Source organism: Luteibacter sp. dw_328 (assembly GCF_018449605.1).
Classification (GTDB): domain Bacteria; phylum Pseudomonadota; class Gammaproteobacteria; order Xanthomonadales; family Rhodanobacteraceae; genus Luteibacter.
This window is the reverse complement of record NZ_JAAVUW010000004.1, coordinates 283,671-294,993: the sequence shown is the minus strand read 5'-3', so window position 1 is coordinate 294,993 and position 11,323 is coordinate 283,671. Positions and strand designations below refer to the sequence as shown.

General features: G+C 65.4%; 12 protein-coding genes. 10 read left to right on the top strand and 2 right to left on the bottom strand.

The window, feature by feature from the left end; genetic code table 11:
* Together HB634_RS11640 and moaA are read right to left on the bottom strand one after the other, a co-directional pair.
* Complete coding sequence (locus tag HB634_RS11640) at positions 1-252, bottom strand: MoaD/ThiS family protein (protein WP_213948683.1); 252 nt, start codon at positions 250-252, stop codon at positions 1-3.
* A complete protein-coding gene (gene moaA, locus HB634_RS11635) occupies positions 249-1,223 on the bottom strand; it encodes a GTP 3',8-cyclase MoaA (RefSeq protein WP_213948682.1) in 975 nt (324 codons plus the stop codon). Before moaA ends, HB634_RS11640 begins: the two co-directional genes overlap by 4 nt.
* Positions 1,224-1,309: 86 nt before the next feature.
* Here moaA and HB634_RS11630 point away from each other — a divergent pair, with 86 nt between their 5' ends.
* From HB634_RS11630 to HB634_RS11585, 10 genes are all read left to right on the top strand, one after another.
* Positions 1,310-2,287, top strand: a complete 978-nt coding sequence (locus HB634_RS11630) for an XdhC family protein (protein WP_213948681.1) — start codon at positions 1,310-1,312, stop codon at positions 2,285-2,287.
* A gap of 5 nt (positions 2,288-2,292) precedes the next feature.
* Positions 2,293-2,880: a nucleotidyltransferase family protein gene (locus HB634_RS11625; protein WP_213948680.1), complete on the top strand. Its 588-nt coding sequence runs from the start codon at positions 2,293-2,295 to the stop codon at positions 2,878-2,880.
* 114 nt (positions 2,881-2,994) lie between these two features.
* Positions 2,995-3,606, top strand: a complete 612-nt coding sequence (locus HB634_RS11620; RefSeq protein ID WP_213948679.1) for a 2Fe-2S iron-sulfur cluster-binding protein — start codon at positions 2,995-2,997, stop codon at positions 3,604-3,606.
* Positions 3,603-4,595 (top strand): xanthine dehydrogenase family protein subunit M, encoded by a 993-nt coding sequence (locus HB634_RS11615; protein WP_063573518.1) that lies wholly within the window; start codon positions 3,603-3,605, stop codon positions 4,593-4,595. Before HB634_RS11620 ends, HB634_RS11615 begins: the two co-directional genes overlap by 4 nt.
* Positions 4,592-6,799, top strand: a complete 2,208-nt coding sequence (locus HB634_RS11610; protein ID WP_255548511.1) for a xanthine dehydrogenase family protein molybdopterin-binding subunit — start codon at positions 4,592-4,594, stop codon at positions 6,797-6,799. Before HB634_RS11615 ends, HB634_RS11610 begins: the two co-directional genes overlap by 4 nt.
* A 66-nt stretch (positions 6,800-6,865) precedes the next feature.
* The gene (locus tag HB634_RS11605; protein WP_213948678.1) at positions 6,866-7,690 is read left to right on the top strand and encodes a cytochrome b/b6 domain-containing protein; all 825 of its coding nucleotides are present in this window, start codon (positions 6,866-6,868) and stop codon (positions 7,688-7,690) included.
* Positions 7,683-8,438, top strand: coding sequence for a molybdopterin-binding protein (locus HB634_RS11600; protein ID WP_213948677.1), 756 nt, complete (start codon positions 7,683-7,685; stop codon positions 8,436-8,438). The genes HB634_RS11605 and HB634_RS11600 overlap by 8 nt, the downstream gene beginning before the upstream one ends.
* A gap of 168 nt (positions 8,439-8,606) precedes the next feature.
* Positions 8,607-9,011, top strand: a complete 405-nt coding sequence (locus HB634_RS11595) for an HU family DNA-binding protein (RefSeq protein ID WP_046968653.1) — start codon at positions 8,607-8,609, stop codon at positions 9,009-9,011.
* Between the two features lie 155 nt (positions 9,012-9,166).
* Entirely contained in the window at positions 9,167-9,553 is a 387-nt protein-coding gene (locus tag HB634_RS11590; RefSeq protein WP_063573372.1) for a BlaI/MecI/CopY family transcriptional regulator, read from the top strand.
* Between the two features lies 1 nt (position 9,554).
* Entirely contained in the window at positions 9,555-11,249 is a 1,695-nt protein-coding gene (locus HB634_RS11585; RefSeq protein WP_213948676.1) for a M56 family metallopeptidase, read from the top strand.
* The last annotated feature ends 74 nt before the right edge of the window (positions 11,250-11,323 follow it).

Genomic DNA, 11,323 nt, shown 5'->3' with positions numbered 1-11,323 from the left:
TCAACCTCCCGCCACGGGTGGCAGTAGCGCAATGCGTCCATCGGCCGGCACGGGGTCCGCGCGACGCACGATGCTGTCTCCCGAGACGCAGGCGCAACGATCGAGCGCGGACGCCAGCTCGGGGCGTTCGCTTGCCAGCAGGGCCAGTGCGTCGGCCACGGTAAGTACGTCGTCGCGCGCTTCCACCTGGCACGTGCTCGCACCCGCCAGGCGTTCGAGATTGGCAAAAAGTTCGAAAGTAAGGGTTTTCATCCACCCATCGCATGCATGGTCAATGGCCTGTCCACCGGACCCGGCCGGGACGCGTATCCCGCGTCCTTGAGCCAGACCGCCCGACGCACCTGCTCGGCGAGTACATCGTCGGCGATGCCCTCGCGCATGCGCGCGCCGAGCGGCGTACCGACCGGCGAGAACAGGCAGGTGAACAGTTCGCCCGTCGCCGTGATCCGGAGTCGGTCGCAGGTTGAGCAGAACGGATTCGACACGGTCGAGATGATGCCGAGCGGGTAATGTCCGTCGACGAGGTAAGGCGTGGCGGGATCGTGTCCGCGCGGCTGCGTGGCCACTTCGTGGCGCTCGCGGATCGCAGCCAGCATCTCGGCCTCGGAAACCACGGCGTCGCGCTTCCAGTGACCGGGCGCGTCGAGCGGCATGTATTCGATGTAACGAAGAGGAAGCTTCCTGTCCATGGCCCATTCCAGCAGCGGTACGATGTCCTTCTCGTTGTCGCCACGGATGACGACGGCATTGAGCTTGACGTTGGCTCCCGCGGCGACCAGTGCATCGATACCATCGAGCACCGGGGCGATTTCGCGCAGGGTGAGGCGGCGGAACGTTTCCGGATCGACCGCGTCGAGGCTGACGTTGAAATCGTCCACGCCCGCCATGACCAGTTCCCGGGCCTTCGGCGCCATGCGAGACGCGTTGGTGGTCATCGACAGGCGACGGAGGCCGCGCTCGCGCAGGGCGTCGATCTCGTGCACGCATTCCAGCACGTCGCGACGCAACAGCGGTTCGCCGCCGGTCAGGCGGATCTGGTCGATGCCGTGATCCACGAACAGGCCCGCCAGGCGGACGACTTCGTCGCGCGCCAGCAGGCTGGCTTTCGGCAGCCAATCGGGATGCTCGGGCATGCAGTACGTACAGCGGAAATTGCAGCGATCGGTGAGCGATATCCGCAGCTTGCGCTTGGTACGTCCGTGACGGTCGATGAGTGGGGACATGTCGCCTCAGGAAAGCACAATGCGCGTAAGCGGGGTGTATCCGGCCCCGCCGGGCTCTTCACGTGCAATCGTGCCAGACTTCGGGCATGAACGCCTTGAACCCTTCGATTGCGCCAGCCTGGCCAGCCTGGCCGGAATACGCGCTGGTCGAGGACCTGCTTCCCGCCGCCCGGGACTACGCGCACGCAGGCCGGGTGGCGCTGGCGACGCTGGTGAACATCGTGGGCCCGTCGCCCCGGCCGCTAAACAGCGAAATGATCATCGCCGCGGACGGTCGGGTCGCGGGTTATGTGTCCGGCGGCTGCGTCGAGGCGGCGGTCGCCGAAGAGGCCGCGAGGGTGTTTGCCGAAGGCCGGCCGCGTCTGCTCGATTACGGCGTCGGCAGCCCGGTACTGGACATCCAGCTCAGCTGCGGCGGCCGGATCGGCATCTTCGTTCGTGAACTGCACGAGCCCTCGCGGTATGTGAATACCCTTGCCGTCGCGCGCCGGGAACGGCGGACGGTTACCGTCCTGTCGGATCGTGAGACCGGCGCATGGGACATCGTCGACGGCGCCTGCGATCCCGACGCGCAAAGCTATGCGCGTGTCCAGCGGCCGCCGTTGCGCCTGGTCGCTATCGGTGGCGACCCGGTGACCCTGGCGGTCGCGCACCTTGCCCCGGTGCTCGGTGTCGAGGTCGTCCTGTTGCGACCGCATGGTCCGGTCGAGCCGCCGCCAGGCATTCCGCTTGCCGGATACGATTCGCGCAGCCTTTCCGTTGCCCTGGGTGAACTCGCGCTGGACGATCGCACGGCGGTGTACTCGCTGAGCCACGATGCCGAAATCGACCACGCCGTGGCCACCCATGCGCTGCATTCGCCCGCGTTCGCCGTGGGCATTCTGGGCAGTCGCAATAAGATCGGAGCGCGGGTCGAGCGCCTCAAGGACGAGGGGGTGGACGACGACGAACTGCAAAAGCTGCACCTGCCCGCCGGGCTACCGATCGGCGCACAGACCCCGCACGGCATTGCCCTGTCCATCCTCGCCCAGGTGTGCCAGCGCGACCGTGCGCGCCTGCCGTGATCGGTATGCATGATGCAGTGATACTCGCCGCAGGCGGCAGCCGGCGCCTGGGCCAGCCCAAGCAATTGCTGACTATCTCTGGCGAAACGCTGATCGCCAGAACGGCGCGGCTGGTCGCGGCAACCCGCCCCGGCAAGACCGTGGCGGTCCTGGGCGCACACGCCGAGCGTATGTGTGGCCAGTTGGCCGGCGCCCTTGCTGTTTTCAATCCCGACTGGGACACGGGTATGGCCTCCTCGCTGCGCGTCGCCGCCGATGCGCTGACGGGGCGCACGAACCCGGTCCTCGTCGTGGTCGTCGACCAACTGGCGCTGGACGAAGCGCACCTGTGGCGGCTGCTCGCCATGCACGATGGCTCGAGCGACACGGTCACCGCCTATGGCGAAGCCTTGGGCGTACCCGCCGTGATCCGTGCCGTCACACTGATGCGTGCCATGGCACTCGAGGGCGACACGGGCTTTCGCGCCTTATGGCAGCACGCCACGCCTCAAGCGGTCCGTGACGACGCTTTCGCCAGCGATCTCGATACGGAAGCCGATGTCGCACGCGCCGTCGCGGCCGGACAACTTGACCCACAACGAGGCCGAATGTAAACGCTTTGGCAAGCCCGCAAGGGCATACCGCGCCGCCGTATTCACGCCGCGATGCTTACAACCGTAGGGAACCCAGGCAGCGACGACCTTCGTCGCCCACCCACGGAGAACGGCATGCAGCCGAAAGCCCAGCCAACATCCGCGAGCGCGGCCCGACACGAAACGATGTCCGGCAGCGTTATGGCCCGACCTGCCGAACGCATTCCTGGCATCGACACGGTCAAGACCAGGCTGCGCATCAACGGTGCCGATCATGACCTCGATATGGACCCTCGCGTCACCTTGCTCGACGCGCTGCGCGAACACCTCGGCCTGACCGGCTCGAAGAAGGGCTGCGACCATGGGCAGTGCGGTGCTTGCACCGTGCTGGTCGATGGCCGTCGGATCAATGCCTGCCTGACGCTTGCCGTCATGCACGATGGCGACGCGATCACCACGGTCGAAGGACTCGCGCGGGGCGACACACTCAGCCCCCTGCAGGCCGCGTTCGTCAAACACGACGGATTTCAGTGCGGCTATTGCACGCCGGGACAGCTTTGCTCGGCGACCGGCATGCTCGACGAGGTGCGCGCCGGATGGCCCAGCGTCGTGACGACGGACCTCGCCGCGACGACGGTCCTGACCGACGATGAGATCCGCGAGCGCATGAGCGGCAATCTGTGCCGCTGTAGTGCCTATCCGAACATCGTCGCCGCGATCGCCGATGCCACGGAGGGCACCGCATGAAACAGTTCACGTACGAACGTGCCACCTCGCCCGGCGACGCCGCACGAGCCGCTGTAACCCAGCGACGTACCCGATTCATCGCCGGTGGCACTAACCTCCTCGACCTGATGAAGCTGGACATCGAAACGCCCGAGCATCTGGTGGACATCAACCGGCTCGGTCTCGACACCGTCGAGGAGACGGCCGAGGGCGGTCTGCGCATCGGTGCGCTCGTGCGCAATAGCGATCTCGCCGCGGACAAACGCGTTCGCGAGCGGTATCCCGTGCTTTCGCGCGCCCTGCTCGCGGGCGCTTCGGGGCAGCTTCGCAACAAGGCCACGACCGGCGGCAACCTGTTGCAGCGTACGCGCTGCTACTACTTCTACGACACGTCGATGCCGTGCAATAAGCGCCATCCGGGCAGCGGTTGCGCGGCGATAGGTGGATTCAACCGGATCCACGCCATCGTCGGCGCGAGCGAGTCCTGCATCGCCACGCATCCTTCCGACATGGCCGTGGCTATGCGGGTTCTCGATGCGGTGATCCACACCCTCCTACCCTCGGGTGAGGAGCGCGCCATTCCCATCGCGGATTTTTACCGGTTGCCGGGCGACACCCCGCAGATCGAAACGGCGCTGCACCCGGGCGAACTGATTACCCACGTTACCTTGCCTGTGCCACCCGAAGGCCGGCAGGTGTATCGAAAGGTTCGCGATCGAGCGTCTTATGCCTTCGCGCTGATCTCCGTCGCCGCGATCGTCGCGCTGGATGGCGACCGCATCGTCTCCGCCCATGTCGCCTTCGGTGGGGTTGCCGCGATGCCGTGGCGCGACCAGACGTTGGAGGATGCCCTGCAAGGAACGCCGACCGACGAAGCCTCATTGCGCGCCGTCGCCGATACCGCGCTGGCCGGTGCGCAAGGGTATGGGCATAACGATTTCAAAGTCGCCCTGGCACGTCGCACACTCGGTGCGGTGCTGGTCGAAGCATGTGGGAGGACCGCCGCATGACGATCCGCATGGACACGACGGTCGGCGTCACGCCGCTCGACACCCTTTCGAACGGGTTCACCGGCAAAGCCATCGACCGTGTCGATGGGCCGCTGAAGGTTCAGGGCAAAGTGGCCTATGCCGCTGAACACGGTGGTGTGGGCGCGGTTGCCTATGCCTTTCCCGTGCTTGCAACGATCGCGCGGGGACGCATCCTGGGCATCGACACGACGGCGGCAAAGCACGCCCCTGGCGTTATCGAGGTTATGACGGCAAAGAACGTTCCTCATCAGGACACGACGTCCGACGATGCGATTCCGCAACTCACCGGAACCTCGGTGAAGCACTTCGGGCAGCCGGTCGCCCTGGTGATCGCCCGCTCGTACGAACAGGCTCGCCATGCCGCATCGCTGGTTCGCCCGGAATACGATGCGCAGGCAGGTCGCTTCGACCTCGCCACCCAAAGAGAAACGGCGCGCAAGCCGAAAGATCTTTCGTTCGCGAAGGCCGATACGAAAAAGGGCGACTTCGACGCCGCCTACGCCGCCGCGCCGCACCAGCTGGATGTCGTCTACACGACGCCCTTTCAGTTCCACGCCGCCATGGAGCCGCACGCGACGATCGCCCACTGGGAAGGCGACAAGCTCACTGTGCAGACGTCCAACCAGATGCCCAGCCCGGGTCGAAAGGCACTTGCCGCCACGTTCGGGCTCGCGCCTGAGAAAGTCCGTCTTCTTTCTGCGTACATCGGGGGTGGTTTCGGCAGCAAGCTCGACGTGCAACCGGATGCCGTGCTGGCGGCGCTCGCCGCGAAGGCCACCGGCCAGACAGTCAAGCTCGTTCTGACCCGTCAGCAGTTGTTCCACGTCGTCGGCCATCGCACAAACACCATCCAGCGTGTGCGTCTGGGCACCGACGCCGACGGACGTATCCTCGCCGAGGCGCATGAGGCCTGGTCGGGTAACGAACCGGGCAACGACGAATTCGAACCGACCGTGCTGGGAACCCGCTCGCGCTATGCAGGCGACCATCGCCTCAACACGCACCGCCAGGTGGACCTGGACCTGCCGCCTGCCATCTCCATGCGCGCACCGGGCGAGGCCGTCGGCTTGCTGGCACTGGAGGGTGCGATGGACGAACTCGCTGTCCGGCTCAACATCGACCCTGTCGAACTGCGCATTCGCAATGAGCCCACCGTGGACCCGGAACTGGGCGTGCCGTTCTCTTCACGCAAGGTGGTCGAATGCATGCGTGAAGGCGCGCAACGCTTCGGCTGGGACAAGCGCGTCGGCCGTCCCGCCCAGGTGCGCGATGGACGCTGGCTCGTCGGTATCGGCATGTCCTCCGCGGTCCGCGGCAACATGCTGCAGGTGTCGAAGGCAAACGTGTGCCTCGATGCGACCGGTCAGCTCACCGCACGCATGGCCATGACCGATATCGGCACGGGCTCCTATACGATCTTCACGCAGATTGCTGCCGACCTGCTCGGTTTGCCGATGGAGCGGGTGACGATCCTCCTTGGTGATTCGGACTTCCCTGAAACCCCGGGTTCCGGCGGGTCGTTCGGCGCCGCCAGCGCCGGATCGGGTCTTTACGACGCCTGCATGCAGTTGCGCACGAAGCTGTGCCATTCCGCGGGCATCGACCCGGACAGGGCGCGTTTCGAGGATGGTCACGTGACCGACGGCGAGAAACGCGTCAGCTATACAGCGCTTGCAGCTAGCCACGACGTGGTTGCGGATGGCGGTGTCGAGCCGGGCAGCAACAACACCAACTATAACCAGAACACCTACGGCGCCTTTTTTGCCGAGGTCGGTGTCGACAGGGATACCGGCGAGATCCGTCTGCGTCGGATGCTCGGGGTGTTCGCTGCAGGGCGCATCCTGAATCCGAAGACGGCGCGCTCCCAGGCACTGGGCGGCATGATCTTCGGCGTGGGCTCGGCACTCTCCGAAGAGATGGTGCTCGACCCGCGCTACGGCGCGTTCGTCAACCACGATCTGGCCGAGTACCACATACCCGTGAATGCGGATATCGGCCCGATGGAAGCGATCTTCCTGCCCGAACTCGACGATAAGGCCAACCCGCTGAAGATCAAGGGGCTGGGCGAAGTAGGCATCTCCGGAGCGGGTGCATGTATCGCCAACGCCGTATACAACGCGTGTGGCGTTCGCATCCGCGACTATCCGCTGACGCTCGACAAGGTACTCGCCGGCATGACCTGACCCCATGAAAGGTATTTCGCCGCCATAAGGTCATACTGTGTATCACCCGCCGTCGGGAGCCACGCCATGACCGCAAGCCTCGTCTACCGACATCGCTGGCCCGTGCGCGTGATGCACTGGATCAACGCCATCTGCCTCCTGGCGCTCCTGGGCAGTGGCCTGCAGATATTCAACGCGCACCCTTCGCTCTCCTGGGGCAACCGCTCCGATCCTGGCAAGGAGCTCCTGGCCCTGCGCTCTGGCCAGGATGCGGCGGGTAACGTTCGGGGGATGACCGTCATCGGTGGCCACGGTTTCGACACCACCGGTGTTTTGGGTGCATCCAAGGTCAACGGCGAATGGACCTCGAGGGGTTTCCCCACCTGGGCGACGATTCCTGGCCCGGGCTGGCTGGCCATGGGACGACGTTGGCATTTCTTCTTTGCGTGGCTGTTCGTGCTCAACGGGCTCGCCTATGTCGGATGGTCGCTGGCCAGCCGACATCTTTCCCGCGATCTCGTACCCGATCGTCGCGACTGGCGCGGTATCGGGCGCTCCATTGTCGACCACCTGCGATTTCGCCATCCCCAAGGGGAAGAGGCGCTGCGCTACAACATCCTGCAGCGCCTGGCCTACCTCGTGGCCATTTTCGTCTTCGGCGGCGGGATCGTTCTGATGGGGTTACTGATGTCACCACGCATGGACGCCGTGCTGGGCGGCCTGGTCGAGGCCGTCGGCGGTCGGCAGTCGGCGCGGACCATCCATTTCTTCATCGCGATGGGGTTCATCGCCTTCGTCGTCGTCCATGTCATCGAAGTGCTGATCAGCGGGCCCCTCAATCAGCTGCGCGGCATGATCACCGGCTGGTATCGCATTCGCAGTGACCGTCACGAGGAAGATCGCCATGGGTAACCGTCGTGGATTCCTGCGCACCGCCCTGCTGGCACTCGGTGGCGCCTCGCTTGCCGCCTGCGACCGGATATCGGAAAGCGAGACCGGCCCCCGCATCCTGGATAGCGCCGAGGCGGTCAACCGCCGCGTTCAACGCTTTCTTTCGCCGTCGAAGGCGCTCGCCCGCGAATACCCCGAGTCCGAGATTTCAGCGGTATTCAAGCCCAACGGCACGTTGATGCCGGACACGCCCCTCTACCAGGGATTGATGAAGGGCGACTTCGCCGACTACCGCCTCGAGGTCGACGGCATGGTAGACGCGCCCGCCCGCCTGTCGATCGCCGAACTCCAGGCGCTCGGCACGCGAACCCAGATCACCCGACACGACTGCGTCGAAGGCTGGAGCGCCATCGGCAAGTGGACGGGTACGCCACTGGCCGCCTTGCTCGACCACGTGAAGCCGCGCCCCACAGCGCGCTATGTCGTCTTCCATTGCTTCGACGACATGGAGGAAAACACTCCCTACTACGAGAGCGTCGACCTCGAAGAAGCCCGACATCCGCAAACACTGCTCGCCTACGGCATGAACGGCGGACCGCTTCCGGTCGCCCATGGCGCGCCGCTGCGGCTGCGCGTCGAGCGGCAACTGGGCTATAAACACGCGAAATACATCCGCCGGATCGAAGTGGTGGCCACCTTTGCGGAGGTCGGCGACGGCAACGGCGGTTACTGGGAAGACAACGGTTACGAGTGGTATGCAGGCATCTGATTCGCCGTTTTTCCGCAGTGCGTCACATGGGACCGTAAAAAAAGGGCTCCAAATGCAAAAAATCTTTGCAAACCCTATTTTCAGCGGGCCCAAGCAACGCTAGAGTGAGTCGCCCGCTGGGCACCGGCCGGAAAGGCCGCCTCATTCGATTCAGTGACAAGGATAACCATGGCCACGACCAAAAAAACGGCGGCGAAGAAGGCTGCCAAGGCTCCCGCCAAGGCTGCCGTGAAGGCTGCAAAGGCCCCGGCCGCACTCAAGCCGATCAAGGATCCGCTTTCGAAGTCCACGCTCGTCTCGCACATCGTCGAGCAGAGCGGCATTGACAGCAAGAGTGTGAAGGCCGTGCTGGCTTCGCTCGAAGGCGCGATCTCCGCGTCGGTCCACAAGAAGGGTGCTGGCACGTTCACGCTGCCCGGCCTGCTGAAGATCACCTCCGTTGCCGTCGCTGCCAAGCCGAAGCGCAAGGGCAAGGATCCGTTCACGGGTGAAGAGCGCTGGTTCGCAGCCAAGCCCGCCTCGGTCAAGGTCAAGGTCCGTCCGCTCAAGAAGCTCAAGGACGCGGCAGCCTGATCTTTCGCGGCGGCTGAGGCCACCGCGTTCGACGAGGTACCCGAAAGCCCCTGCCTTACGGCGGGGGCTTTTTTCGTGGCCCCTGCCAGATGTCATGCTTGACTACACGTGTCGCCAGGCGCACGCTGCCTACATCTGTAGTCAGGAGCGGCGGCATGAGCAGGAAAACCATCGGCGACCAGGAACTCGCCTTGCTTCAATACATCGGCGAGGCGCCCAAAAGCACGGTGGCGGAAGTCTGTGCCGGCTATGGCGAACCCCGCGGGCTCGCACGCTCTACCGTACTGACGATGATGGAACGGCTTCGCGCGAAGGGCTATCTCGGCCGCCGCAAGCTCGACGGCAGCTTCCGCTATAGCGCCACCAATGAATCCGGTGAGGTGATGAGCGGCGCGGTAGCCCGCTTCGTCGAAAAAACCCTGCAAGGCTCCGTCTCGCCTTTCGTCGCATGGATGTCCGAACGCGGACAGGTGAGCGATACCGAACTGGCCGAGCTCGAGGCACTGGTCGACACGCTGCAGTCTCGCCGGAAGGGCCGCTGACATGGATGCCGTCCTCGACACCCTGCTCTCCCGCCTGGCGCACGCTTCCGTACAGGCTCTCCTGCTCGCTGCCATCGTCTATGCGGTGTGCCGGGCCGTGCCATCGCTTTCTGCTGCGGCGCGTAGCACGCTGTGGTGGCTGCTCGGTGCGCAGCTCATCGCCGGCATCGCCTGCCCCACGCTGCTTGGCGTGCCGCTGCTTCCTGCCACCACTAACGGACCGGTCATGACCACGTCGGGCCTTGGTGACACCGGCCTTGCACCGGTTGCCATGGATACCGGCTGGACCTTCTCCTGGACGTACGCCCTCCTCGGCCTTTGGCTCCTCGCCGTCCTTGCCCAGTGTGCCGTCGCCGCCGTGCGCTGGCATCGTCTGCACGGCGTGGTTGGCCGCGCCATGTCGCACGACGACGTGCGCGTGGAGACGCTGTGCGCGCGCCGTGCGCGTGAACTCGGCCTGCGCCGTTCGCCTCGCCTGGCGGTTTCCGACGAAGTCGACTCACCCCAGGTGATCGGCCTCTGGCGTCCGACCATCCTGCTGCCGCTGGAAGATCGCCTGGGTGACGATGAGCTCGACATGGCCCTCATGCACGAGCTGGCACACGTCCGTCGTGGCGACCTGATGCTCGGCTGCATCCCGGCGGCGGCACGCACACTTTTCTTCTTCCACCCCCTGGTGCACTACGCGGTGCGTGAGTACGCGTTGTGCCGTGAAGCTGCGTGCGACGCCCTTGTCGTATCGCGTGGCCGCCAGGCGCCGAAGAGCTATGGGCGCCTCCTGCTCCGCCTGGGCGTCACCCCGCATCCGCACCATGCCTTGCCGGGCGCCTCGCCCACCTTCCAGACACTCAAAAGGAGACTCGACATGCTAGGTCACGCCACCGACGCGCCGCCGCGCATGCTCACCGTCTCGCTTGTGATCGCCATCGCCGCCATTGGGGTGATGCCCTGGCGCGTCGTTGCCGCGGACAGTGGCAGCAAACCCAGCGCTGTTTATGCCTCGGTCCCGCCGGTCCCGCCTGCCGCACCCGCCGCACCCGCTGCCCCCGCCGCACCCGCGGAATCCGCGCTGCCACCGTTGCCTCCCGCACCGCCGGCACCTCCTGCCCCGATCCAGCCCGTGGAGGGACGCAACGGCCAACCCTCGCATGCCCTGGTCTTCTTCGGCGACGATGTCAGCGTGATCGATGGCAGCAGTCATGACATCCGCCGTGCCGAATCGCAGCGCAACGGTTCCGACGACTACGTGTGGTTCCGCAACGGCGACCAGGCCTGGGTGCTACGCGACCCGGCCTACGTGAAGCGCATCACCACCGCGCTCCAGCGCAGTGCGAAGCCAGCCGACATGGGCAAGATGAGCGCGGACAAACAAGCCGCGATGGATAGTCAGCAGGCCATGCTCAATGAACAGATGGCCAAGCTCGGCGAACGCCAGGCCGAACTCGCCGTCCAGGAGACCGACCCAACCCGGCCGAGCGACCCCGGCGCCTATGCCGCTGGCCACGCCGCGCTGAGTCGCGAGCAGTCCGCCATCGCGCAGAAGATGGCCCAGATCGGCCAGCAGCGCGCGATCGAGGGCAAGACCCAGGCCGAATGGGGTCGTCGTCAGGCCGAAGCCGCGCGGCAGGCCACGAAGGAAGTGAATGACATCCTCGCCGAAGCCGTCCGCAATCACGTCGCCCAGGCTTCCCGCTGACGGAATCGACGCCCTCCGGTATGGTGAAACCCTTCACGCGTCCCCACGTGTTGAGTCTTTCCCTGTACCGGAGG